This is a genomic window from Virgibacillus carmonensis (assembly GCF_057836705.1).
On sequence record NZ_JBYQFJ010000010.1, the window covers coordinates 91,361 to 115,855 of the forward strand.

General features: G+C 37.0%; 40 protein-coding genes. All 40 read right to left on the minus strand.

Annotation, left to right across the window (positions count from 1 at the left end; translation table 11 throughout):
- Positions 1-11: 11 nt before the first annotated feature.
- Positions 12-257: a hypothetical protein gene (locus AC3G7N_RS10200; protein ID WP_489422043.1), complete on the minus strand. Its 246-nt coding sequence runs from the start codon at positions 255-257 to the stop codon at positions 12-14.
- Positions 258-343: 86 nt separating this feature from the next.
- Positions 344-850, minus strand: coding sequence for a hypothetical protein (locus tag AC3G7N_RS10205; protein ID WP_489422044.1), 507 nt, complete (start codon positions 848-850; stop codon positions 344-346).
- Positions 851-917: 67 nt separating this feature from the next.
- Positions 918-1,478 carry a hypothetical protein gene (locus tag AC3G7N_RS10210; protein ID WP_489422045.1) on the minus strand — a complete coding sequence of 187 codons (561 nt, stop codon included), beginning with the start codon at positions 1,476-1,478 and terminating at the stop codon, positions 918-920.
- Positions 1,462-1,899, minus strand: coding sequence for a hypothetical protein (locus tag AC3G7N_RS10215; protein ID WP_489422046.1), 438 nt, complete (start codon positions 1,897-1,899; stop codon positions 1,462-1,464). The genes AC3G7N_RS10210 and AC3G7N_RS10215 overlap by 17 nt, the downstream gene beginning before the upstream one ends.
- Positions 1,896-2,438, minus strand: coding sequence for an HK97 gp10 family phage protein (locus AC3G7N_RS10220; RefSeq protein ID WP_489422047.1), 543 nt, complete (start codon positions 2,436-2,438; stop codon positions 1,896-1,898). The genes AC3G7N_RS10215 and AC3G7N_RS10220 overlap by 4 nt, the downstream gene beginning before the upstream one ends.
- Complete coding sequence (locus tag AC3G7N_RS10225) at positions 2,380-2,721, minus strand: hypothetical protein (protein WP_489422048.1); 342 nt, start codon at positions 2,719-2,721, stop codon at positions 2,380-2,382. Before AC3G7N_RS10225 ends, AC3G7N_RS10220 begins: the two co-directional genes overlap by 59 nt.
- Positions 2,721-3,062, minus strand: a complete 342-nt coding sequence (locus AC3G7N_RS10230; protein ID WP_489422049.1) for a hypothetical protein — start codon at positions 3,060-3,062, stop codon at positions 2,721-2,723. The genes AC3G7N_RS10225 and AC3G7N_RS10230 overlap by 1 nt, the downstream gene beginning before the upstream one ends.
- 9 nt (positions 3,063-3,071) lie before the next feature.
- Positions 3,072-3,323 carry a DUF7210 family protein gene (locus AC3G7N_RS10235; protein ID WP_489422050.1) on the minus strand — a complete coding sequence of 84 codons (252 nt, stop codon included), beginning with the start codon at positions 3,321-3,323 and terminating at the stop codon, positions 3,072-3,074.
- Positions 3,324-3,379: 56 nt separating this feature from the next.
- Positions 3,380-4,372 carry a major capsid protein gene (locus AC3G7N_RS10240; RefSeq protein ID WP_489422051.1) on the minus strand — a complete coding sequence of 331 codons (993 nt, stop codon included), beginning with the start codon at positions 4,370-4,372 and terminating at the stop codon, positions 3,380-3,382.
- 30 nt (positions 4,373-4,402) lie between these two features.
- The gene (locus tag AC3G7N_RS10245; protein ID WP_489422052.1) at positions 4,403-4,780 is read right to left on the minus strand and encodes a hypothetical protein; all 378 of its coding nucleotides are present in this window, start codon (positions 4,778-4,780) and stop codon (positions 4,403-4,405) included.
- A complete protein-coding gene (locus AC3G7N_RS10250) occupies positions 4,780-5,586 on the minus strand; it encodes a hypothetical protein (RefSeq protein WP_489422053.1) in 807 nt (268 codons plus the stop codon). Before AC3G7N_RS10250 ends, AC3G7N_RS10245 begins: the two co-directional genes overlap by 1 nt.
- A 121-nt stretch (positions 5,587-5,707) precedes the next feature.
- Positions 5,708-5,992: a hypothetical protein gene (locus AC3G7N_RS10255; RefSeq protein ID WP_489422054.1), complete on the minus strand. Its 285-nt coding sequence runs from the start codon at positions 5,990-5,992 to the stop codon at positions 5,708-5,710.
- Positions 5,993-6,024: 32 nt separating this feature from the next.
- Positions 6,025-7,110, minus strand: coding sequence for a phage minor capsid protein (locus AC3G7N_RS10260; protein ID WP_489422055.1), 1,086 nt, complete (start codon positions 7,108-7,110; stop codon positions 6,025-6,027).
- Positions 7,107-8,693: a hypothetical protein gene (locus tag AC3G7N_RS10265; protein ID WP_489422056.1), complete on the minus strand. Its 1,587-nt coding sequence runs from the start codon at positions 8,691-8,693 to the stop codon at positions 7,107-7,109. Before AC3G7N_RS10265 ends, AC3G7N_RS10260 begins: the two co-directional genes overlap by 4 nt.
- 36 nt (positions 8,694-8,729) lie before the next feature.
- Positions 8,730-10,028, minus strand: coding sequence for a PBSX family phage terminase large subunit (locus tag AC3G7N_RS10270; protein WP_489422057.1), 1,299 nt, complete (start codon positions 10,026-10,028; stop codon positions 8,730-8,732).
- A complete protein-coding gene (locus AC3G7N_RS10275; RefSeq protein ID WP_489422058.1) occupies positions 9,994-10,917 on the minus strand; it encodes a terminase small subunit in 924 nt (307 codons plus the stop codon). Before AC3G7N_RS10275 ends, AC3G7N_RS10270 begins: the two co-directional genes overlap by 35 nt.
- Before the next feature lie 65 nt (positions 10,918-10,982).
- Positions 10,983-11,726, minus strand: a complete 744-nt coding sequence (locus AC3G7N_RS10280; protein ID WP_489422059.1) for a hypothetical protein — start codon at positions 11,724-11,726, stop codon at positions 10,983-10,985.
- 55 nt (positions 11,727-11,781) lie between these two features.
- On the minus strand, positions 11,782-12,129 hold the full coding sequence (locus AC3G7N_RS10285; RefSeq protein ID WP_489422060.1) for a hypothetical protein: 348 nt from the start codon (positions 12,127-12,129) through the stop codon (positions 11,782-11,784).
- A gap of 131 nt (positions 12,130-12,260) precedes the next feature.
- Positions 12,261-12,674 (minus strand): sigma-70 family RNA polymerase sigma factor, encoded by a 414-nt coding sequence (locus AC3G7N_RS10290; protein ID WP_489422061.1) that lies wholly within the window; start codon positions 12,672-12,674, stop codon positions 12,261-12,263.
- Positions 12,655-12,801, minus strand: a complete 147-nt coding sequence (locus AC3G7N_RS10295) for a hypothetical protein (protein ID WP_489422062.1) — start codon at positions 12,799-12,801, stop codon at positions 12,655-12,657. The genes AC3G7N_RS10290 and AC3G7N_RS10295 overlap by 20 nt, the downstream gene beginning before the upstream one ends.
- Positions 12,798-12,962 (minus strand): hypothetical protein, encoded by a 165-nt coding sequence (locus AC3G7N_RS10300; protein WP_489422063.1) that lies wholly within the window; start codon positions 12,960-12,962, stop codon positions 12,798-12,800. The genes AC3G7N_RS10295 and AC3G7N_RS10300 overlap by 4 nt, the downstream gene beginning before the upstream one ends.
- A gap of 99 nt (positions 12,963-13,061) precedes the next feature.
- Complete coding sequence (locus tag AC3G7N_RS10305) at positions 13,062-14,129, minus strand: GTP pyrophosphokinase (protein WP_489422064.1); 1,068 nt, start codon at positions 14,127-14,129, stop codon at positions 13,062-13,064.
- 76 nt (positions 14,130-14,205) lie between these two features.
- Positions 14,206-14,703: a hypothetical protein gene (locus tag AC3G7N_RS10310; RefSeq protein ID WP_489422065.1), complete on the minus strand. Its 498-nt coding sequence runs from the start codon at positions 14,701-14,703 to the stop codon at positions 14,206-14,208.
- Between the two features lie 34 nt (positions 14,704-14,737).
- Positions 14,738-15,313 carry a hypothetical protein gene (locus tag AC3G7N_RS10315; RefSeq protein WP_489422066.1) on the minus strand — a complete coding sequence of 192 codons (576 nt, stop codon included), beginning with the start codon at positions 15,311-15,313 and terminating at the stop codon, positions 14,738-14,740.
- Entirely contained in the window at positions 15,310-15,516 is a 207-nt protein-coding gene (locus AC3G7N_RS10320; protein WP_489422067.1) for an XtrA/YqaO family protein, read from the minus strand. The genes AC3G7N_RS10315 and AC3G7N_RS10320 overlap by 4 nt, the downstream gene beginning before the upstream one ends.
- Positions 15,517-15,622: 106 nt before the next feature.
- Positions 15,623-16,330 (minus strand): hypothetical protein, encoded by a 708-nt coding sequence (locus AC3G7N_RS10325; RefSeq protein ID WP_489422068.1) that lies wholly within the window; start codon positions 16,328-16,330, stop codon positions 15,623-15,625.
- A 24-nt stretch (positions 16,331-16,354) separates the two neighbouring features.
- Positions 16,355-16,594, minus strand: coding sequence for a hypothetical protein (locus tag AC3G7N_RS10330; RefSeq protein ID WP_489422069.1), 240 nt, complete (start codon positions 16,592-16,594; stop codon positions 16,355-16,357).
- Complete coding sequence (locus AC3G7N_RS10335) at positions 16,594-16,986, minus strand: replication terminator protein (protein WP_489422070.1); 393 nt, start codon at positions 16,984-16,986, stop codon at positions 16,594-16,596. The genes AC3G7N_RS10330 and AC3G7N_RS10335 overlap by 1 nt, the downstream gene beginning before the upstream one ends.
- A 25-nt stretch (positions 16,987-17,011) precedes the next feature.
- Positions 17,012-17,536 carry a Holliday junction resolvase RecU gene (locus tag AC3G7N_RS10340; RefSeq protein ID WP_489422071.1) on the minus strand — a complete coding sequence of 175 codons (525 nt, stop codon included), beginning with the start codon at positions 17,534-17,536 and terminating at the stop codon, positions 17,012-17,014.
- Positions 17,533-17,739: a hypothetical protein gene (locus AC3G7N_RS10345; protein WP_489422072.1), complete on the minus strand. Its 207-nt coding sequence runs from the start codon at positions 17,737-17,739 to the stop codon at positions 17,533-17,535. The genes AC3G7N_RS10340 and AC3G7N_RS10345 overlap by 4 nt, the downstream gene beginning before the upstream one ends.
- Before the next feature lie 116 nt (positions 17,740-17,855).
- Positions 17,856-18,104: a DNA-entry nuclease gene (locus tag AC3G7N_RS10350; protein ID WP_489422073.1), complete on the minus strand. Its 249-nt coding sequence runs from the start codon at positions 18,102-18,104 to the stop codon at positions 17,856-17,858.
- A 14-nt stretch (positions 18,105-18,118) separates the two neighbouring features.
- Positions 18,119-18,292 carry a hypothetical protein gene (locus AC3G7N_RS10355; protein WP_489422074.1) on the minus strand — a complete coding sequence of 58 codons (174 nt, stop codon included), beginning with the start codon at positions 18,290-18,292 and terminating at the stop codon, positions 18,119-18,121.
- A 21-nt stretch (positions 18,293-18,313) separates the two neighbouring features.
- Complete coding sequence (locus tag AC3G7N_RS10360; RefSeq protein WP_489422075.1) at positions 18,314-19,183, minus strand: DnaD domain-containing protein; 870 nt, start codon at positions 19,181-19,183, stop codon at positions 18,314-18,316.
- A 53-nt stretch (positions 19,184-19,236) separates the two neighbouring features.
- Positions 19,237-19,938: an MBL fold metallo-hydrolase gene (locus AC3G7N_RS10365; RefSeq protein WP_489422076.1), complete on the minus strand. Its 702-nt coding sequence runs from the start codon at positions 19,936-19,938 to the stop codon at positions 19,237-19,239.
- Positions 19,938-20,681 (minus strand): phage recombination protein Bet, encoded by a 744-nt coding sequence (bet, locus tag AC3G7N_RS10370; RefSeq protein ID WP_489422104.1) that lies wholly within the window; start codon positions 20,679-20,681, stop codon positions 19,938-19,940. Before bet ends, AC3G7N_RS10365 begins: the two co-directional genes overlap by 1 nt.
- A 15-nt stretch (positions 20,682-20,696) precedes the next feature.
- Positions 20,697-22,673, minus strand: a complete 1,977-nt coding sequence (locus AC3G7N_RS10375; RefSeq protein ID WP_489422077.1) for an AAA family ATPase — start codon at positions 22,671-22,673, stop codon at positions 20,697-20,699.
- Positions 22,674-22,753: 80 nt separating this feature from the next.
- A complete protein-coding gene (locus AC3G7N_RS10380; RefSeq protein WP_489422078.1) occupies positions 22,754-23,029 on the minus strand; it encodes a hypothetical protein in 276 nt (91 codons plus the stop codon).
- A gap of 220 nt (positions 23,030-23,249) precedes the next feature.
- Positions 23,250-23,504, minus strand: a complete 255-nt coding sequence (locus AC3G7N_RS10385) for a hypothetical protein (protein ID WP_489422079.1) — start codon at positions 23,502-23,504, stop codon at positions 23,250-23,252.
- A gap of 96 nt (positions 23,505-23,600) precedes the next feature.
- Positions 23,601-23,876, minus strand: coding sequence for a hypothetical protein (locus AC3G7N_RS10390; RefSeq protein ID WP_489422080.1), 276 nt, complete (start codon positions 23,874-23,876; stop codon positions 23,601-23,603).
- Positions 23,873-24,487, minus strand: a complete 615-nt coding sequence (locus tag AC3G7N_RS10395; protein ID WP_489422081.1) for a hypothetical protein — start codon at positions 24,485-24,487, stop codon at positions 23,873-23,875. Before AC3G7N_RS10395 ends, AC3G7N_RS10390 begins: the two co-directional genes overlap by 4 nt.
- Positions 24,488-24,495 lie beyond the last annotated feature (8 nt).

Sequence of the window (24,495 nt, forward strand, 5' to 3'; positions counted from 1 at the left end):
CACCCTCCCCTCTACTGTTGTTGCTGGATTCGTTTTAGTTTTTCAAAATCCCAATCATAAATTTTAGCCGGGTCAATTTGATTTTGACTTTTATCATCGGGCTTTATCGCATTCACAAACTCATCACGCGCTTGTTTAAGTTTGGCTGGCTCTTTCCCTTCTGGGCGTTGCGAATATAAAAGGGAAAGATATTGCATCCAAATACGATACTTCTCCTTTTCTGCCTCTGCTTCGTCCTTTTCAAGCGCCATATCCATGTACTTTAATAGTTCTATCGCCCTAGTTTGCAATACCTCCCGGCGACCGCCTAGACTTCCTGACAACTTGAAAACAAAGGCTTCGATTAAGCTTGCGCTTTCGCGGTATTCGGCTTGCGAGTCGCTCTCTGTTTGAGGTTTAGAAATGCCATCTTCGCTTTTGTTCCGGCTAAAGACTTTTTTCCGCGTTTGAATAACCTTTCAATGTCGTTTTCATCAATTACAGCATCGTAAATGTCCAAAACGTCTAATGCCTTCTGTTTTTGTAGCGTATTTATTTCAATGCCGCTAAGTACAGATAGTAGATGTACAGCTTTAGCAGGTACGTGAACAGCCAATGTCTCAAAAGAATCGATAAGTGACTGGATGAATTTTTCATCCTGTAAATCTACTTCCTCTTCTTCACCAGAATCCTTAAATATGTCGGTAAATAATTTCTTAAGTGATTCGTCACTTTGTAATTGAGTAAAAATATCTTTGATGACTTTCATCATTTGTTCGAACTGTAATAGATCAATATCCTCAATTTCATGTTGTTGCTTCTGTACGTTGCCTTCTTCATCTTTGACCTTTAACGTAATTTGAGTGGACAATAGTATTCCTCCTTGGATATAAATAAAGAGAGAGCAAAGGCCCCCTCTAAAATTAATTAATTATTTTTTATGCTGCGTTTGGATCCGTGCTGCCCACGTAGAAAAAGTTACCTGGTTTACTAGCATCCACACCATCACGTGGGTACATCGTGAACGTCATTGGAACCATCCCCTGTTCATTTGTGTAGGAACGCGTGTATTCACCGTTAGATGCCATTTTGTAGATGACGATATCCTGACTTGTATCCGCACCTAAAATACGTGGATGGATACGAATCTTTTGTGCTTTTGACCTCATTGACGTTCCAACTTTTGCATCCATTAATCCAGTTAGTTCGGTAGTAGTTGCATCTATAATTTCTTCCACGTAACTCATAGCAAGTTTCATATTTTCTAAGGTTTGTTGCGCTGCGGAAAATGTAACGGATCCCTCATATCCTGTAACGATTTGATCGTAAATAGATTCACCTAAATCAGCTACTACAATATCTTGTAAAATAGGTGTGAGTGTTAATTCTCCACCCTCCATTTGGAACTCACTTTGACCGTCGAAACGGACTTCACTTCCTGTTTCACCAATAATAAAATCAGCTAGACCGAACGGTATTTTTTCAGCTTGTAATGCCATTAGTCGTTTCCTCCTTTGTTTCTGTTAATGTAACGTCGAAATTGATGCTGTATTCCATGATGTTGTTTTTGACACCGATTCGATTTGGCGTAGATGATGCAGCAATAAAAAAAACGCGATAGCTTGTTGAGCCAATCACGTTTCCATCTTTATCAAACTGTTCTACTGTTGCAACAAAATTTTTCTTTTTATGCAAAGCTTTATATACTTTTTGTGCTACCGATTTAGCGTAATTCCAACTAGACGAGCGGATATAAACCATATAGGATGGATACTGCATACCAATTTCATAGATGCCAGGCTTACCGCCACCCTCACTAAAAATAGTACCCGTGTGATCTTGACCAGTGTAAAAGTCGCTCGTCCATTCTAAGTCAGGAATAATCTTTTCTAGTTCGTCAGCTAGATATTTTTGTATCATGATTTATCACCAAGCGTTCTATCTAGGATTCCTTCATTCATTTTGTCGTAATCTTCCTCGGTTGCTTTAATGGCGTTTTCCAAGTATTTACGACCTGGTTGGTAGCCGCGCCAAGAAGGTTTAGCACGTGTGCCTTGACCTAACCCGTTCACATAATAAGCTTCGAATTTGGCACCTTTGCTATACTTAGCGTGGACACCATCGCGATAAGGTTCTTCATGTCGTCTAAGAGCGTAAGCTTTATTAGAGCCACCTTCTACTTTAACTTCATCGCCTTTTATTTCAGCTTTACTAAAATTAATAGAGTCCTCTAAATCTCCTTCGTCGTATTGCACAAGAGCCTTTGCGCCTTCCTCGACCAACATGCCGTATTTGGTGTATTCTTCAACAAGGACTTCCTCAAACTTCGCTTCCATCTTATCGAATTCGGCTTCTAGTTCTTCCAGACCATCCCATTCCATATTAAAAAACGTTTCTTTTTTAGCCAACTTTAATTGTCCTAAAATAGACCTTGTTACCGCCGTAATTGAGCGTTTCACCAATCGTTAATACAATGCCTTCAATTAGTAAACCAAAGCGGTCAATCCAGTTTATTTTAAAGCCGTAGGCGACTTGTTCAGCAGATGGAAGGTCAATCTCTAATAAAGCCTGTACTTCTTGACCGTCTTTGTTAAGAACAATCTTAGTCGTTTGTTGCACCCTTGCCGTAGCAATGCGCTCTTCAAATTTATAACGACCATAACTATCTTTAATAAAATCACCATTTGCATCTACAACAGGACTAAAGATAGTAATCTGTTCTTTCATTGGTGGTGCTGGCATTAGATCAACCTCCCGATTCCTGCTGCTGATTTGGTGTTATTAATTAAAGAAATAACTTCAGGAGAAATATTGGCGCCTTCAAAAGAAAACGAAAGCCCCTTAACAGTGAACGATTTCACGCCTTGTCTTTTAAACTTGGCGAATTCTTCTGATTCGCCCTCTATGATATAAAGTGTTTGTAAGGCGACAACCTCATCTGTAATAAGGTTTTCTTTAAAATGCCTTTTCAACATTTCTTCTGCTGTAAAAGCAATCTTTTCGCGAATGGTCGCATCAAGCTCTGTATAGTATTCCGTGTAATGGAGCTTATGCAGATAGTTATCTACTGCAATGAAATCCATATGAATCACCTACTCTTTATCTGATTCGATAATAGCTTCGACAAGCTCTGCTTTCTTCATTTCTGAAAAACCTTCAATTCCTTTTCCCTCTGCAATATCTTTTAATTCAGGAACCGTGTGGTCTTCTAACTTCTTTTCATGCGAAGCTTCTACTTTATCCCCTAAACGTTCGGCTTGTTTTTCTGTTAGTTCAATTTCTTGGTCGGTTTGAACAATTTTCCCTTTGTGTACTAAATAAGCATTAGCTTTGTATGTTGGCATGTGGATGCCCTCCTTTTATTTGTTAATGAAAAAAGCAAAGTCGATTAAGACTCTGCTTATACATCCATGATAACGATTGATTGCGGACGAGATAGAGCTGGAAAGACGGTCTCACCAATATAAACAGATTGGCTAGGTGGATTGCTCTCCCTGATTTCAGTAACGGTGTAAATACCAGATTGATAGTTTTTTTCAACAGTTGGCCCGATATAAGTCTTTCCTAGGTCATCACCTAGAAGGACTACCTTGTTATCTTCTAATAGTGGAACTTCGCCTTCCCCATAAATATCAACAACATCATCATTGAGCTCATATTGCGGTAATCCAAGGGCTGTAAATACGTTTGCGATATCATTCTTCGTAAGCAGTCTTTGACCATTATTTGTTCCATAAACTTGCACGCGAATCTGTTCATTTTGTAATAAATTCGCTTCAGTTGCACCTGTCATGTGCATTACTTTTGGCTTTTGACGTTTATTAGCTGATTTATATTGGTTAACTGCCGTTTGAAGGTCAGCTAATGGTGTAGATGTTGGGTCCGACCAAGCTGTTGTAACAGTTAATTTATTTTCAGCAGGGATTCCAAAATCAACCTCAACTTGCACATCGTTTTCCTTATCGTTATAATTTAGAACCCCCTTGTACACAGCCTGCGCACGTAGGAATTCTTCTGTATCATAAACACCCTGAATTAAATCATCAGTTGTATCGTATACATAGTCAATTGCCTGGTTTTTTTCTTCATCATCACGCGGACGATTAAAGCGAAGTAATTCTTCTTCGTCCAGACGTACACCATGTTGAACTTTTGCAACAGAACCGAATGCTTTCTCTAGTTCCTTTTTATCACGTAATGGAGCAGATGCATTAAATCCTGTGATAGATGCAGCACGACCATATTTACCATTGATCACGTTATATGAAAAATTAATATCCTTAATCGGTTTGGTCGGCAACACATTACGTAATTTATAATCTTTTACTGCAGGTACATTTTCAACATACCCTTGAAATTCTTCTCCCTGAAATTCTTGTAAATGTAATGGCATTATCAGTTTTCCTCCTTCATATCTTTCAAATTAAATATCAAATACAATACGGCCTTTTGTAGCTTCTTTAAATGTTGCATTAACATTTGTGCATTTTGATTCGATTGGATGACCAGCAGCTAAAACTCCGACAATAGGATTTTGTCCTGCAATAACTTTTACATCGCTCATGACTAGACCTGCCCCAATGGCGGTAGCTGGCGTACCAGTAGTTGGTGTTACATCCCATGCTTTATATAAACCGCTTGTTCCATCTTTAAAAACTGCTGTACCTGCCTTCACATATTCACCTGCAGTAAAAGATGCAGCATCTAATGTTGCCCCTGCAGTTTTCACTTCAATGCCTTGCGCATTACGTAAAAATTCTTTTTGACCAACAATTTGTTCCTTACGTGGTTGTAAGTTCATTACTTGTCTTCCTCCTTCTTATGGCGTTGTTTTGCTCGTTCAGCGCCTTTAGCTTTTTTATCTTCGTTTTTTGTTTTCTTGTTATTCTTTTGACGAGAACCAGGATTGTAAGAACTCTTTTTCTTCTTACGTTTTTTTTTAGTTTCTTCTTCTTCATCCTCGTCATCGTCTTCTTGCTCCCCAAAATATTCAGGGAATTCTTCTTCTAAATCTTCAAAGAGCTCGTCTAGGTTTTCAGGCTCACCGTCATCATCCAATTCAATATCATCCACGTTGATCAAACGCGCTAACAATCTAGGATTATGACCGTTATCTGCTGCAAACTCTTTAACAAGCGCTCTTTTTTCAGTCCGCTCCGCGCGAACGAGACGTTTTTCTTTCTCGCTTAAGTCGTTCTTCAATGTTTCTAGTTCCTCTTCTTCTTGCTCATCTTCTTTATCCTTTTTCTTACCTGCCTTTTCTTTGAGTCGGCGATGCTCTTCTGGATCAATTCCTTCAAACTTTTTCATACGTTTTCCAAGCTGTTTTTTCATTTTAGCCTGGTATTGTTTCTTGAACTTCTTATCTTTAAGCAATTCATCTAGATTAGGAGAATCATCTTCCGGGTCGTCTTCATCTTCAGGGTCATCCTCGGGATCGTCTTCCGGGTCGTCCTCGGGGTCATCTTCCTTGGCGAAGTATTGAAGATTCAACTTAAGATGATTACCTTTAACCTCTTCCATTTGCGCTGGAAGGTTGCGCTTAAATAAACGAGTGAACATTTTATTTATCATTTGAACGAACCAAACATAAAAAGCTTTAAACATTGTATTTCTCCTTTCCTCTGCTTTGGTAGCAGGAACCTTGCTCATGCAGTTTATAGCGTCATCGGCATGGTTATAGACAAGCTATTTAACGGAATAGCACCGAGATTTATGATCACCTCCACTAGAAATTAAAATTATCTTTAAGTACCTGGTGAAGCACTTTGCCAACGCGATTAATCATATCCTCGTCATGTTCTTCAAAACCTGCTTGTTCGAATATTGCGTGCGTTAATTCGTGCGTAAATACTTCTTGTCCTTTTTCTTCCGATAGCCCTTTAAATATTTCAATGGTTGTTTTGTCATAATCGCAAGCTCCAAGATAATTTTTATTGTTGTTTATTTCGACAAACGGCTTTTGTTCGACTTTATAATTCAATCCACCAACTTTTATTTGTTTCGGAATCATCTAATTGCCGCCTTTCAAACATAATAAAAAGACTAGCGTCTGCTAATCTGTTGCGTTATGCTCCGATATTCACTTTGCAATTCTTGAAACCTTATTGAGTTTTCCCTTTTGCCGCGCCGAAAAGCGCCGATGGTTTTATACATATTATCGCCAAGCAAAGCCTGATAACGAGCAAACATTTTTATTTCCTCATTGGCTTTTCGTCTGGTGGACTGCTCTTTTTCATAAGCCTTCTTTTGCGCATCTGTCCGTGTATCTTCTTCAGGCTTAAACTTTTTCCATTTATCCTTTTCCGCTTGGATTTCCTCATCCGTTTTGAATTCAATTACAAATGGGATTATATTCCCTCTGCAATGAGGGTGATAAGGCGGCAATTTGACACCACTTCTGAAACCTTCATGCTCACCAGTCAAATCAACAACCATTCCCCTGAATTTAGCACATATATGACACGTATCTGCTCTTTCATTGATCTTAACTAGTCCAACACCGTTTTCTTGATATCTAGTGCTTGCACCACTCGTTCCTGCTTCCCTATTCTTAGTCCTAACAACAAGTGAACTATAATAATCAAGCGGTAAATCCTTACCATCTGATGTTACAAAGCTAGTCAAACCATTCTTAGCAAAAGACTTGCCAACACGTTGACTTACAACCTTATTTGCATCACCTGTTATAGCACCTTTTGCAAGGTCTTCACGAACATCATCAAGCATCTGCGTTATATTAGTCTCTGCGCTCTTTTTTGCAGTTCTGATTGCAGATTTCAAGTCAAGTAGGGTATCGTCCACCAATTCCGCAACAGCTTCTTTATGAATTTTCTTCTTAAACCTTTTTGCAACTTGTCCATCTTTCGTTAAAGAAAGTGTAGGATCAATGGCCATACCTTCTCCATTCAGTAGCTTAGTAGCTTTATCGACACCGCCAAAATAATTAACAATTACCTGTTGCGGAATAACTTTATCTAGTGTCCAACCGAACTGATCAAGTATGGATATTATTTCATCAATTAATTTTTTCTCTTGTTCTTTGTCTTGTAAATCACGCGCATTAAATACCCTTGCAAGGATTTCCTTAACAACAGATCCGATGTATTTTAATAACGTTTCTTCGTTCATTCGTCATCATCCTGTATCGGATTACCATCTTTGTCGCGATTGTCCATATAGTTAGATAACGTATTACGTCCGCTTACTAATGATGTTGAATCATCCCCTTGCGCTTCTTCCTCAACCCTTATAATCTCTTCCTGAATCCATTCCTCGGATGCATCCGGGTTATTCCTTCGAATCGTTGTTTCAAGCGATTGTGTGCCATCTGTATATGCTTTGTTGTTTTCCTCAATTAGCTCTTTGCGATTAATCGGAATCATGGACTTAATAGTGATTTCTGGTTCTTCAATAATGACTGCTGCATCATCTTTATTCGCAAGCCATAACGTATTTTCGAATAACTGCTGCAGGAAATAAATATACTCCCCTTGTATTTGTTCAGCTTTGATAAGAGATATGAATAAATCATAGAATTTAGCAGCGCCCGATTGAGCGGCATTTGAGCCTTCACCATCCAGATAAAAGTCAACCGCCTTTTCCGAAGTTTTAGTTTCCATGAGCATTAGCTTCATTAAGTCTTTAATCCACTGCATATCACCTATTTTCGTAATATCAATCTGAATGACTTCCAGAGCCTTACCTTTATCATCAAAAGTGGTGATTTCTAAATCACGATGATCAATCTTCTTTTCGTCCCCGTATCGCTCTTGTGCCGCGTCCTGCAAAGCTGCCATTATTTCTTTTGAGATTGCTACCCTTGGCTTTCCATTACGCTCAAAGGTGATTGCGCTCCTAGTAAGAGTCCAGTTAATCTCATCTTGCTTGCCTTCTTGGTTCTTAAGGCAGGAAACACCTAATGGGTTTGAGAATGTCTTTTCATTCGGCCAGTAAACAATAAATTGACGAGTACGCCCTGCATAAAGTTCTTCTAACCCATCTAGTCCAAGTAATTCTTTCGTCTTATCTTCTTCAACCTTTTCTGTTCGGTCGCCCGAATTAAGACGATACAAAAAATGCGTAGCCCTTAATCCATCATCTTCAATTCGTTCACGATAAACATGCAAATAATCTTCCTCATCAAATTCACGTTCATATGCTAAATCAGCGCCTAATCCATCCTCATGAGGGAAATATACATCACGTTGCTTGAAATCGATTCTCAAGCCGCGCTCATCGTTCCACGGTACACCGACAAGACCACCGTCTACTTGTTGTTGAACGATGTTACTCCAATGTTCGAACTTAAGGCCTGAGTTCTTTTCGATTTGGTCTATAAGCTTTATTTGAATATCATTTATAGCATCGCCAGGATTATCAATTTGATCGTTCGTATCTTTATTAGAATTATCATCCTGTTCTTCTGTCGAAGCCACTGAGGATGTAATACCACCGATTGAACGGGCAACCAACATAGCGGGAATCTCGGGAATGAGTTTAGATATATTAGCCATAATGTAAGGTGTTCGAACATTCTTAGCCTTCTGTGAGCCTTCCACAATGTTATCAATAATCTCACCCTTACCGATTAATTCCTTTGCCCTGGAGAATATCTGTGAATGGTTACCCTCGTATAGATCACGATAAAAATATACTTTACCATGTTCTTTTTCGATTATTGATTTATTCCACTTAGCCCACTTTATTGTCATGTACTCACCTGCCTTTTTAATGCATAATAAAAACGCCTACCAGGCGCTTGAAGAACTTATTCCTGCTTTTGGAGCAAACAAAATTGTTTGTATAAAGTAGCGATCACCATCAAGTAGATGATCGAACTGCTTAACCGGTTTATCTTCCCCTCGGTCAGACGCTTTCTTATCCCAAACATAGGAAGAAAACTCCCGAAAGGTTTCTTTGCAGCAGTCATTGTATAGAATCATCAATCCGCTTAATGCTGTTTGCATGTTACGTATTCCATCCAACACTGCATTTTTAGCTTCGATAACATAAAACCTATCTCTTCTTAATTGCGCTATAAAACTAGCAGCCGATGGATCCACCACAATACCTTTAACCCGGATACCTTTTACAAATTCTTTTAAATCCTTGCTGTATTCAACATCTGTCTTTTGTCTGGACGAGTTACGTCCATCATAGTAATATTCTTTGACTTTGTACCATGTCTTTTCATGTTTCCCCCATAACCCAAATGTAGTTGGGTTCTGTGTTCCATAGTCGATCGACACATAGTATTCAGAGTAGCTACGTTTTTTCGTTTTAACTACATGAGTGTCCTGGTCGAACATGTCATAGATAACACCTTCAGCAAGCACCCATAAACCAAGAATAAATCGCTTATAGAAAACACCTGTAAACATGCGCTTATACCGATTGATTACTCGTTGAGATAATGATGGGTTATCGTCCATTGTGAAATGTAATCTAATTAAGTTTTTACCCTGTAAGTTATCAATATATTTTTCTTTAAACCAATGATAAGGACTTGCAGGGTTGCAGTTATACCAGTACTTCGAACCATCGACAGAGCAACGTGCTTCCGCTTGACTAACAAATGTTTCAGGCATTAGTGCTACTTCATCAAAGAACATTCCAGCTAATGTAATTCCTTGTATTAAATCCTGTGAGCTCTCATCTTTTCCGCCAAATATATAAAAGTAATTTGTTTTACCCCTAAAAGTTACTGTTAAGTAGTTATCAGATCGGTGGTCCTTTACTCGGTATCCTCTTGATTTAAGCATTCTTTTTAATGGTGTAATGAGATTACGTCTTAATGATCCAATCGTTTTTCCAGCCATGCCTAGGTTTTCTTCGTGAAATGTTTCCATTCCCCATATTACATAGGAAAGTGACATGACTACTGTTTTACCAGCTCGAACGGACCCATCACATATAATCCCATCTTTTTCTTTAACCGGTGACTTGTTTTGCCACCAGGTCAAAATCTTCTTCTGTTTATTAGAAAAAGCCTTAAATCTAAATAGCGCTGGTTTAAGTTTCTTCGGTGCTTCCATCGTCGCTGTCATCGTTCCACACCTCCGCCGCATCACCTAACGCTTCGATAAATCCATCATCTTCATACTGGCCATCATCAATGTTAGCTTTTGCCTTATCAAGTGCTAACTTTTCACGTTGCATAGCGACTTTTTCCTCTTCCAGTTTTCGTTTGTAACCATCTGGAAGTAATTCAAAGTATTTATCCAGCTTGTCCAACGCTTTCATCTTGTCAGCTAGTTTAATAGCAACGCCATCTTTGCCCTGTTTGACTTCTGTAATAATTGTTCCATCAATTGCATTCGATTCTTTAAAGTCTACATAGTTAATTTCTTGCATAAGAGGGTTGTCAAATTCATCTTTAACGGGTCCAAACATCCCCATTACTTCTACTTCCTTTTTTCCAAAGATGGTGTAATCGGTAATATCAGCAAAAGCAATAGCTGCATACTTCTGTAATACGTCCATCGCATCAATGAATAACGAGTCGGTCATATTGCCTTTTAATTCTCGGATATATTCGCCAACCTTACGATTTCTTACCAGCTCGCTACCTGTTACGTGAGCTCTATCTGGAGAATACCCTGCTTTAATAGCGGCTGTAGTTTGATTAAAACTCTTAACATAATGAATACAAAAAAGCCTTTGCTTATCAGTGAGTTCATCACCTTGCAAAGACTCTTGCTTTTCAGGAGTAGCATCCCTAATTCGATTCGTATCTTTTTGTTTAGTAATGCTCCTTTTCGAATTAGTAACGTTACCTTTTAATTTATCGTCCCATTTATCTTGGCTTTTCCATTTGCGAATCTGGGAATCACTTATATCTAATTCAGCAGCAATATCCTTTAACTTTCGTTCGCCTTTGGTTTTTTTCCATATCTCAAATGCTTCATCACGTCTTGGATCTCTTTTTCTTGGCATTTACATTGTCACCGCCTCCAGTGATTCGTTTTTTTGGGCAAAAGAAAAAGCATCCAATTTGGATGCTAATCTTCTCTTATCATTTTATCTATCTCTTTAAACATGACAAAGTTTTCCTTGCTTTCTCTTATAATATCAATTTGGTCCTTAACAGTTTCAATATATTCAGTGCTCATGTCTTCAAATTCAATTGAATCTTGGGTAGGCGATCCAATTATTGCAATAAAATTAGTCCTATTTAGTAATGATAAATGTTCTATTACCGCTCCTCTATATACATCTTCATTCAGTTTGTCATTTCGTTTTCTGTTGCTAAAAAGATTCGTAAAAGCAGCCATATTTAAAATATTACTTTTCTCATAAGATTTTATTAAAAAATATGAAATGTTAGTATCTATTCTGGTTTTCAAGAAAATTATTTTTAATAAATCTTTGGTTACCTCATCGGAATTTCCATTTAATTGGTCTGGGCTTGACTTAAAATCACTACTCACCACATCAATTATTGTGTCCATCTTTTGATCCATCTTTTCAAACTTGAAACTTTCTAATTTTTTCGTTATAATTTCTACTCTTTCTGCGGATTGATTAATTTTTTGAATACTTGTACCTTGTGTTATACCTTGATATATAGATATAAAGATAGCTAATACACCAATAATGATTGATATAATAGCAGAGGAAACAGAAATTATATTTATCATATCAGTATTATTGAAGAAACTTACTCCAGCAGTAAAACCTGTAATTAAAACCCAAATGATAAACCAGTATATAAAATGTAACCGATTTATATTCTTTGTCACCATAAATCACATTCTCCTTTCATCAAACACATTCGACAAAAGAAGGCAAATTCCTGCATTACTGTTCTTCATAGTAAAAATTCATTTTTTCCCAACAATTAGAACATTGACCTTCCATTTTAACACTTTTATTCTTTTTCTTCTTTGGAACCACACCAGTCATTGTGATAAAAATACCTGGAATTGATAATAAAGCTATCATCAAAGTAATAGTATTAATTGTATAAACGTCTGTAATTTTATTCGACAGGAATACTACAGAAATCATAAACATCATTAATAATACAGATGCTAATGCACCTAATAAATAAATAATAAAAAGTAAGACACTAACTTTAGGCCATGCTTTTTTAATATACTTCACATAAATCACCTCACCAATGAAATTATCGGTTAGGAGGCACATAAAATGAAGAGCATCTGAAAGGCTGCCAACGTAATGTTATTCAGCCAGGACTGTTCGCCTAGCCGCCCTACCCACAGTTTACAGTGTGGAAAATAATTCTAAAAATGTTGCACTTTTTGTCATTTCTGTCATTATTGGCATATTTGGCACAACATATCTTTTTTCATATCTGTTACCTTATTTCGATTAACATGTAAATGATCTGCTATAGAACGATAACTCATACCCTCCATCATGCAATCTAATATAATTTGGTGCTGTTCATCAAAAAGCTTATACATCATGGTTTCCACAAATTCTACTTTTTCTTGATAGGTTATCCATCGTTCAAACAAACGTTTTTCCCTTGCATCCATATCGTCCATTTCAGCCATGCTCTTAAGGTTTGTATTTGGTTTAGGTAATGTTGCTTCAATTCCATATTGAGCCACACCTACGGACTTGCTATGACGATTTGATCCCCATAATATATTACTGATTCGATCAAGTTCTTTTTTTCTCCAATGGTACTGATAGATTAGGTCTTCAATTTGTTTTACGTTCATTGAATCCAGCCCCTTCATCGAAAAGTAATTGAGCATATTTACTACATCTTATCGGTTGTTGCGCCTTTTTCTTTTTATCTTTCCGATATGGACTAATCACGAATTTAATGCGATAGACCTGTTTCATTTCTTCACCTCATCAACAAGCAATAAAGAAACCACAGCAAATGAATATATTGACAGTATGAATGTAATTTTTATCTGGAATATCTCAGCTATAATTCCAGCGATACTTACAAAAATCATAAATATTGCTAACGCAATGATAAATACTTTGAAACCTCTCAAATTGAACCCCTCCTAAATTGAAATAAAAAAAGGACACCAAACGGCAGCTGCTTCGCTGTCATTCAGTGTCCTCCAGTTGGCTGGTAGAACAAATTTCATTTATAAATCATTGCTTAACTTTAAAAGTTCTTCTACAATTTCTTCCCTATTGTCTATTTCCCCAATTTTGTTTTCAATTAGGTAATGTTCCAGCATTTCCTTATTACTATCCTTACTCGCCATATAATATCCTGTATAAAAAATAGAAATACCGTGTCCTAATTTGCTTGAATTTTCTCTAAGATCTAACCATTTTTTTGCCAACTTAATAATTTTATCTTTATTATGGATTAATAACTTGTCTAATTCATCAACTTTCTCAATATTAAAATACTTTAATTTATTTAATAAACCAGTTATATTCACCGTTTCCTCTAAAAGACCATAATCTGCAATACTATTATCCATTTCAGATATAAGTTTGCTTTCAATAATATAATTAATTAAAGAAGCTTTATTAAGATCTATATCATATTCTCCTTCGTTCAATTTATCACTAATCTTACCCTCAATAACTTCTAACCTATCTTTAATTTGCACAAACTCTTTGTCGACTGTTTCTAATAAACCAGCTACTCTAGAAAAATCTCTTTTTATCTCTTTTGGAACATCTATTTCATTTTTATAACCCAAGTCATGCTCTATTTCTGCCCATGCATGCTGTAGAATAGATCTAACCTGAATTTCTGCCTTCATATTTTTGAACTCAGAGTACTCAACCAATTGTTCTCTACTTGATAATAAACTAACAATATAGTGCACAGACATGTACCCGAAAGTATTGGGACTCAACTTTTCTCTTTTATCAATGGAATTATCCTCATCTATTTTAAATTCTTCCTCGATAACATTTGAGATTTTGTCTACATCATCTTCAAAGTAAGTTATTACTCTTATTCCTACTAAATCTGTGATTTCTTCTAAATCAGAATACTTTCCACCATCGACTTTTTTTCTAAGACTATATACTTCCTTTACTCTGGCTTGGACACTATGAACATAAATTCCTTTAGCGTAAAGAAGCCTCTCTATCAAATTCTGTAAGGCGTTGGAAAAATTTTCAAATTTTCTTTTCCTCTGGTTATATTTACTGATTATTCGTAAAGCATTTCTTCTATTAGCATCCATAAAAATCTTCCCTCTCATCTACCTTCATCTTCTTTAATAAGTTTTCATTCGGTTTCTTCCAGTTAGCTGGTAGAAACTATAAATATTTATTTAATTTATCACCTATATTATCATAATCATTAATTAATAATCTTAAATAGTCTTTTGCACTAACATTACTTTTTCCGCCATTTAAATCTTTTCTCAGTTCAACCATAAACTTAGCGGTGTAAGCTAATGTTTGGTGTTGTTCCTCTTTTGTCATGGGATTTAATTCCCTAATTTTTAAAAATGCTTCCATGGTTTGATCACTACCAAATAAGAAAACTGCATTTGATATATCTCTAATACTTTGACCTGCCTTTTCATTTTTCTTCTTCTCGTCTTTGATTTTTGTATGCTGAAAAAAATTATCAACAAAATCTTTATACCTTTCCATTTTCACTGGATGATTTTGTTCAACTGAAATATTTAACCTTGCGATTTCACTCTTCAGTTTGTTTAGTTTTTTTTCATAATAATACTGTGGAATGAAACCCACTCCTAAGAACCCTAAAACAGTAACAGTTAATTGTATAATATCTGCTGTACTCATAAATCTTCCCCCTCGTAGAACTTATTCGAGATTTTTATAATTTGTTATATTTCCTTTCATTTTCCTGATGCTTTTTATCTAGTCTTTTGATATAACCTTCTAATTCCTCAGATGAAGATCCTAGAATATCAGCTATTCCATCCGAATTTACATTCAAACTTCTTTGCCAAAAATATTCAATTTTTGATTCACACAAATTTAGAATGTCTAAATAAATGTTAAAAGTGTCATATGTGAAATGGTGTCTATCAATAGACTTAACTTTATTTAAGTAATTTCTTATATCGGATTCATTCAGTTTTTTGGCAAATATAACATCATTTACAATTTGAGTAGGAAAACCTTCGTCATCCACCCTTGTCTCAATATTCTCATCATCAAATTGATAATTAATATACTGATTTAAATGCTCCTGCAATGACTTAATAGCAGAAAGTAAATAACTAGACTCTTTTAAATAATTCTCTAATATGTTTTTTTGATTCCGTCTCTTACTGAGGACGTTATTCCAGTTCATTATATAAATCGCAATTCCCCCTGTGAGAAGTGCGCCAAGTAAAGCTCCCATAAAGCTAGGGTCAGCTAGTAGCGTATTAAGATAATTTTTCAAAAATCCTCCCCCTCATCAAACTTAACCCTTTTCACCTTACCCTGGTGTGTAATTACTTTAGTCTCACCATATTCAGGAAGGTAGGTTAATTTTGCTTCTCCATTACAATATACGACAATAAACGGTTTTTTTCCTGCATTTAAGTCAACATCTATGTTCAATTTTTCTTTATCTAATTCTACTGGAACGGTTTGTAATCGCACAAAGCAGACCCCCGTATGATATAATATATTTGTCGAATGAAGTCAGGAGCCATGCTCTTGGCTTTTTTTAATGGAGCCCACCTAAGCAGCAGGCCCCTCTTATTATTTAAGCAATAATGGTAATTCTTTCTGATTGAATTTCCTCATCAAGATGCTTCAACAAATATTCCTCAATGTTTCTCATAGCCTCTAATTTCCAAGCCCCACCATCTGCTTCGAATAGCGCGCATTCTGGGCCCGACTTCATCCTGAATATGAAATCACTTTGCGGTTGATCAACCTCTACGAATGTACGATATGGAGCCAAGGAAACAGGGTTAGGAACTTCAACATTTCCGACGGATGCCACACCTGTTTTTGCAACAACCTTTTGTGATACACCATCGTCGCCGTGAGTCTGGACATTTTCCTCCGTAATGTTTCCAACTACCCTAAGCATGATGTCGCGGTCTTCACTCTTCACAAAAGCTGACTGTAATTTGATATTGAATAACTCTGTATCGTAAAAACGATCAAAGTGGAATTTTGGCAGCATTGCTTCAGCATGGACCCATGCATCTCTGTTCTTATCCCCGTTAAGTTGCGAATGAGCAACAACGCTTGTTGGACTTTCCACATGAACGATTACTTGGTCGGTACCATCGAATTCTGATTTTAGATAATCAATTAATCCTGAAAGTGTATTTACCCCTAATGAGCCAGCAATTGGCTCTTTCAAAAGTTGCAACGACTTGTCCGAGTAATCCTGTCCATTTCTTTCATGGATCTCAGCTTTCCCCATACCTACAACATACTGAATAGCTTCTTTAATCATTTTTCATTCCTCCAAATATTTTATTTATTTGTTTTGCGCCTTTATTGGCTCTTGTTCATCTCGATGTTTTATTAATAGATTCCTAGCATCGTTCCAGGAGCATTTATGATGATTCTGGATGGCCTGAACGTATTCAGACCATCGCAGCTGCTGTTTCTTGAATTCCTTTGTTTTGACACCTTTTGTTGATTCCAGTGGTGAGATAACATCATTAGGGATAATGATCTCCTGGTAATCAACTTCGAACAGATTTAGCTGGTCCACTACCGCTGCTCCCTAAAATTGAGCACCTTTTCTCTTTCTTGAACCTTCTCCCCGTCGTCTTGGGCCACATCACCATCGTTATCGATAAACATTTGATTTTTTGCACCTGACTTGAGCTCTTTTCCAACCATGTTGCCTTGACCATCAACTCCGGTTAGAAGCTTTGTTTCAACTTCCCTAGCGTGCAGTAGCTTTGATTTCGCTATGACACTAGCATTCAACACATCGCGTCTATCATCACCATGAATGTTTATCTGGATAGTAAGCGTACGGTTCTTCTTTGGATCAGTGTTAGGATCCGCGATGTTCGTTAAAATCTTTTGAAGCTCCTCGTTAAATCGTTCTGCTAGAGCACCATCTGCAAATTCATTCAAATTAACCATGTAGTCCATTTCAAAACCTCCAATTTTGTTTTAATTATGCTGTTGCTGCAGCAAGTAATTTATCTACAACACTCAAATAATCAAGTGGAACACCTTGTTGTGACTTAACTAGATACGCATAGACTTCCAAATCACGTATCGGAATAGACTTTCTACCACCATTTCTAGCTTCTTTCACATATTTCTGGAGCATGTTATTCGGAATCAAGTAAACCTCTCTAGATATCCTCATTTCGACGATTAGGAATGAGATAGCTCCTTGTTTTTCTGCTGATTCTAGGTATTTGATTTGATCATCGGTAACCATGCTTAGTGGCAATCGCTTTTCATTCGTTGACTTCGCTTCAAAAGCAATTGGTTTCCCTTTGTAAATCCCGTCATAATCAACTGTTGATTTGCTATCAAACACGCAAACATATTTATTTCCCTTAGCATTTCCAACAATTTTCATAGGTGTTGGCCGTTTATTGATCATAGCTTTTCTTTGATTTATGTAGATCTGGTTGGTGTAATCCAAGCTATATTCAAACGCCATGCCCCGATTGCCATAATTAATCATTGCCATTCACTCTCCTGCAGCTGTGTTATATTTGCCATTCTGCATTTTTCGTTGATGTAATCAACTTCTAAAACGGGTAAGGGTACATCTTCGAAATTCCTGCCATCACTAGTTTGGTTAATACCAAATCTATATAGCTCACGCATTAGAAACATTTGCCTCTCGGAAACAATTCTTAATCGTTTCCTTTCACCCGGTCTCATCAATTGCGCCTCCTCAATCGATCACAGACAATGCAGCGATCGGAACAATAGTCAATTCTGTGTTTCTCGAATAATTTACATTGGATCCAGTGTTTAAAATTCATGATTTATCCTCCTTACCAATGTCTATTAAGGTTTTTATAATACTCATATTTCCCTGACTTCTTAAGTTCCGATAACTTACATGCAAGAAGTCCTTCTGGTCTTTCCAGGGCAAATGAGATATTTCGACGATTGTCAAATTCGTAGTATTTGCAAAGATACTCCAAGTCGGATTTTGACCATCTTGTTCCTGTTTTCGAGTGGAAATCTGGGTGATAAACCATTCTTCCTTGTCTGTCATATTCAACAGCTTGTACGCCCATCAAAGCCACCCTTTCTAGAAATATTTATTTTCAGGTTTGGAAACATCTACTTCCATCGCCCTGGCAACCGCCAATTTATGAGCCAATTCCCTGCATGGCTTGTCCTCTGTTTTGTAATAACCAACCTTGTGTAGTTGCTCTATGATGTGAGATTTCATGTATTCTTCATGTGCATCAACTGTTTTCATGATTCAATCCCCAATCGTTTTTTAATCGCTGTATTTATTTAAAATGGCTAAAATGCGCTCTGATTCTTCTTTGGATTTTTGTTCATCTTCTTGCCCCAAAGTCTTTTCCTGTTTAGGATTCGATTGCTTTTTGCGATTCTTGAACCAATCTGGAACAACTTCGTTTGATTGATTTTGATATCCAGTCCGATTGGTTTGCTGGTTCTGGAACTCTACTTCCTCGGCCTTCGCTTGATCAACCGTATTAATCCCTTTTCGAGCCCAATCTTTTAAAAGGTATTCTGCAAATCCCCAAGATTTTTTATTTCGCTTCAAGGCTCTATCCAATGCCTCAATCACCATTTCGTCTCCAACATCGTTAATCCAACCCAGAATATGTTCAGACATTCTAGGAGAAATGGTCCCGAAGTTTTGTTGATAAAAAACAATGGCGTCGACAGTAGTAGTAGAATCTTTTAAATCATTCTTTACATTCTTAGACCATTCTTTATCATTCTTGTTTGTGGTTAAGACCTGGTTAATTGCTGGTTGAGACTTGGTTATTTCTTGGTTATTCTGTTGGTTAGTTTCATTATCTTTTTTCTGATAAACGTTGTAGTTAAGCACTTCTATAATGGTGTAACTGTTGGTTGCTTGGGTGGTTAAAAAGTTTAGTCCCTCTAATTTCTTTATAGTTGTCCGTACCTTTTGCTCAGTCACTTCTTTATCACCCTTGAACCATTCGTTCACTATCTTTTTCCTGGAAGTAATTAACTGACCCCTTTTTACAGGAACTTGTATATCTTTATATCTGTCATACCAAACGCCATCTTCATGATTAGCATTTAAAATAATGTAAATAGCTATCAGCTGTTGAATGGCATTTAATTTTGAAAAAGTATCGCTCTGCATGATGTTTCGGTGTAATTTAACCCACCCTAGCATTACCAACATCACCCCTCTTCTTATGCTATATAAACTAGTTTTCCAGTTAGCTCTTGGATCTCTCTTTTAAACAATGCTTCATCACTGTTGCTGTCTGACAAATGCAGCAGGTGGATCTCTTGCACATTCGCTAAATCGTTCGCCTTCAAAAATCCCTTAACATTTTCTAAGCTAAAATGAGATTGTAGCAACCTTTTTTTCATGCCTTCATGAACGCGTCCAGAGGCTATATTTTCATTCAAGATATCTTTACTGTAATTACATTCAACCATGACGTGTGTGAGCCCTTTAAACTTGTATTTGATGTAATAGGTATCTGTAGCAAATAAAAGCTTCTCACCGGCCTTATTTGCTAGCAGGTACCCATAAGGCTCTGAAACATCATGCTGCACACCAAAAGGTAATATGGTCCATGTACCGACTTGAAATTGCTTCTTAGCTTGAACAGGCTTCAATCGATGATGCTCTATGTTTAATGATTCTTTGGTGCCGTTACTCATGTATGTGTTAATGCCTGCTTTTAAAACGTCATTTACGGCCGCACAGTGGTCTTTATGCTCATGGGTGATTAAACACCCTGCTAGATTGCTAGTCTTGAAATTCAATGCTTTTCTAATCGATTTAAAGGGTATTCCTGCTTCCAAGAGCAAGGGAGTGCTACCATCCGTCACGAAGTAGCAATTCCCCTTTGAACTAGAAGCCAGTGTTTTAATCTCAATCATTAGAATCCTGGTCCTTCAGATGAAGCAGTTTCTTTTTCTTCCATGTCGTTCATAACCTGGTCTAAACTTGTTTGATCCTGGTGTGTATTATCTTGGTTAGGTTCACTACTATCTTCTTTTACAGAATCGATATCAATTACCTCTGAATTAGCATTCTTACTGATTTCTTGTTCATAGACAATTTCCTCACGTGGGGCTGAATTAGCCTCTTCCTCTGTATATAAAGAACCTAGTGTTTCTGGAAATGCTTCACGCTGCGCATTAACAATTGCTGACTTACGAATCATGTTCAATGGCATCTGCTTCCATGTTGCTTGTCCTTTGCTAAATTCATCAAGGCTGATTCTTACAACAACTGGTTGTTTTCTATCACTTCTAAAAATCTTTGCCCAACCACCAATTAATTTGTCTTTTTCAAGCTTTACAGCACCCACAACCTCAACCAATTCACCTTCACGTTCAACGATAATGCCTGCATCAAAACCTTCATATTTCGGATGATTCTCTGCACGCTTCATAAACGCTTCTTTTGATACAATGATTTGAGCTGGTTGTGTTCCGAACTTAACCAGGTACGCTTCATTTAAAAATGGGTTTAGCTTTTGAAACTTACATAGATTTATATACATAACCAGTTCTTGATCAGACACATCACCGTTTCCTCTAACAAGGTAGTTTTTGACCGTGTTACCTGATAGCGTTACCGTCTCACCATTCACTTCAAATTCAACAGGTTTGACCATTAGGTTGTTGCTCAATTAAACCAACTCCATTTCTCGAACATTTTTTACACGTAGTGTTTCATCTGGTTCAGATACTACTAAGCTTATAATCTGACTATCTATATCTATTAATTTAGTAATGCTCTCAGCGTTATCGACAAATATAGGTGCTTGAACACCGTAATGCTTAGAAAGTGTGTCTATAACGTCTAAACCGACATTTATTCGTGCTGCATTATTAAGGCCAGAGCTATAAGGAACACCTTCGAATGTGGTTTCACAAACCTCTTCAAGGCCACCATTGATATTTTCTTTAAACAAGTTAAATCTTGCGTACTTAAACTTACTGTTAATCTGTTTAGTTAAAATGTTAACCTTAGTTCGAATAAACTCTTCCGATAGGTATAATTCATGTTCCAATTGCTCATATTGTTCCGACAAGTTTTGCTGCTGAGCGTCCAACTCAGCGATACGGTTAGTTGATTGCTCCGATTGCGCTAGTCTGCTTAAATCAATCTGAATGGTACTTTGTTGTTCTTTTAAGCTTGTAATCTCTTCCTGGACAGCTTGAACAGATTCCGCAACGGATTTATTTAATCCCTCAATATTTAGTTCTAGTGCTTCTTTATCACTGATCAACTGATTGTATTTATCGTTCTCAGTGATAGGTTGAACATTATTTTTAGTAGTTTCTATCTTCTCTTCCAGCTTGGATAATTCCGAATGCTTACCGTCAATTTGAGCCGTCAATTTTTGGATTTTGATATTGATGGATTCGTTTTCTGTTTTAACTGATTCAACCTTTTTATTTGCGTCCAACCCTTTATTTTTGATGCCTTCAAGTTGCTCGGATTTATTAGCATTAAATTGCTTTAGAGCCTTTTCCCTAGCCTCTTCTACTTTTTCTTGAGGTAGTTCCTGTTCACATGTTGGACAATTGCAATCTGCTTCATGCTTAAACTCCTGCTGGTTTAATTCCTGCCATTGAGAGCGCCATCTATCCATAGCAGCTTGATTTTCTTTAATATAATCATCGTTCATATCTTTGCGTTGTTCCTGATTCTTAACCTTTGATTGAATGATAGAAATGTTTGATAGTTCCTCCTGGAGCCTAGCTTTTAATTTGTAAAGCTCATTTTGTCCGTTTTGCTGATGCTCATTTTTAACGTTTCTAATCTGCAAATCAATGTCACTAATTTGAGCGCGAAGCTTGTTAATTTCACTACCATTTCGGATAGCATTTATCTTTTCTTGCTTGGCTTCTAACTGCTTGCTCAATTCGTCTAGTTGTTTTTCAACCGCCTCTTTATCTAGTCCGTTTGTATCCGGAAGCCCTCGAGTGATCTCATCTATTCGAGTAGGAATATTTTCTAATTCCTTGTTGATTGCTTTACGTTTATTAGCAATGATCTTTTTATGTTCTTCAATTGTGTTTCCGCTAAGAAACTCTGTTAGCTTTTCGAGATCGCTATTCGCATTTATTACCTGTTCGTGTGTTACGTCCCCAGCAATTTCAAGTAACAAGTCTCGCTTTTCATTCTTGTTAAGTTGTTCATTAAAGAATGCAGGATTAGTTAAAAGCTTGAATACGTCCTCATTAACAAGTGATGCAATCTTGTCTTCAAATTCCTTCTTCTTGATTGGCACTCCGTTCACAAAATAATCGGTAGTATGGCCACTAAAATTGGCAGTTGGTGAATTGCGCTTTTTAGTCCATTTTTCCTTGTATGATTTCTTGAGTGCAATTTCTTTGCCATCAATAAGAAGGGTTGCTTCTACTTCATGATCAAGCTTTGAAATAGCTTTTCCGTTTAATAACGTCTTGATTTGAAATTCCTTTTTGTTTTGGCTGTCTTTATCGAATAAGAGCCATACAAACCCGTCAAACAATGTTGTCTTTCCAGTAGCGTTATCGCCGTAAATTTTTACACTTTCACCTTCCGCATTGAGTTCGAAGTGCTTAATGCCTTTGAAATTAGTTAATACTAAATTTAATAGCTTAATTTGTTTCATCTTATCCCTCCTTGATATAATGGGGATATTCGAATATAATCAGGGTAGGTTATAAATTCGAATATCCAATGGCCAGTTGCTCAGCTGGTCATTTTTTTATGCCCTTTTTTCTCAAATAAGCGTTCATATTCTTCCTGATTGGCATAAGTGAAATAAAGAATCCCATTAATCCTAAAACTTATTTGATACGTTTCTGCATTAGCTTTTCGTGTTGATGTGTTCAGTTGAAATCTTGTAATCATTGAATGGAATAGCCCTTGTTCTAGATTTATTTCATTCATCCACATCGAATGGATTCCTTTCTCATTTGCTTCAACAACCGCCTTCGAATGTCGGTTCAATTCTTTTAAATCCATCAGCAACCCTCCCCTCTAGCTTTAGATTCACAGCAGTTTGACTAGAACGTTCTGTGAATGTTGGTGCAAGTCGCACCTTAGTAGATAGAAACAGTAACAATTGATGAGAGGGGCAATTCAACTGCTTCTATCCACTAAGGCAAGACCAGCTTGCCTCTTTATCAAGGGAGTGATAAAATAGTGAATAACTTGTAAAGGTGCTAAGTATTGCTTTGGTCGGCTACTTAGCGCTTTTTTCATGAATAAAATCTCTACCCTTTCGAGTTAAAATTGCTCCGAAATAAGGAAGTTGTTTTGCACCGTCATACTCTTCACCAGTTATTAACTCCATTTCTTCTATGGGAACAATTGTGATTAGTGCTGGATCATAGCTTTGTACATTCCGTAATATTCTTGCCTCAAGGTACCCATAAACGGTTGCACCTTCCTCAACTGCTTTCATTACATCTAAATGTTGTTCGTTTAACTTTTCCATTTTCATCCTCCTAATCTATCTGCACTTGTTATCATGCTGTAAAATACAAAAGCGATTGTTAAAGCAAATGCGATTAAATAAAACCAATCTGCAGCACTATTTTTCGTGCATAACTTTACGAAGTACCTCATTCGATTCGCCTCTTTTCTCAAGCATGTGGACCAAGTTGCCAGTAGACTTCTCCCTCTTGTTTGCTTGGAATCTTTTTAACTGGTGATTGGAATTAGTGAGATCCATAATGCGTTGTTCAGCTTGGTAGAAATCTCCGCCTTCAAGTCTTTCTTTTATCGCTTCCAGTAACCCGAGGCAACAATAATACTCACGTTTTGCTTCTGGAAGATCGTTGTTTAAAAACATGGATTGACACTTCATACACCGATCGCCTCCCGTTTGATCTCGTCCATTTGTTTTAAGTTAGTAACAATAACGCGATCTACAACTGCTTCTTGAATCCAGCGCCTATCAACTTCATCTGTACAAACGTTCCAATTCATGGCCAATGAATCGAGTACACATTCACTGGATTGATCTGTATCACGTATTTCAGTTGCTAAGTTAATAATTTCGTCTACCTGTTTATCAGAGAGTGGTAGTTTTGGTCGTCTATCCTTGCTAATTTGTAATAACCGTTCAGCTGCTTTAATTCCTTGTTGTGACTGCTCTATGTAGTTAGTCAACTGGTTGGGTACAGAATCTAGTAACTCTGGATTTGTAGGTGGTAATGCTTCTCCATATGCGTGCATAATCGCTTTCCAAGCCGTTTTGTCCTTAACGGCTTTACACCATTCATAAGCAAGGTCTAGTGGTATAAGTGCTGTTCCTTTTTCCATATTTGTAATTCGTAAAGTAGTAACCCCTAAATACTCTGCCAGTGTGGTTTTCGTTCGCATGTTCGCATTGACAGAGCGTTCACGTGCAATTCGTAAAATACGTGCTATCGATGAAGCTCTATAAATGCGATGTTTCTTAACTTCGTTCGTCAATACGTTCC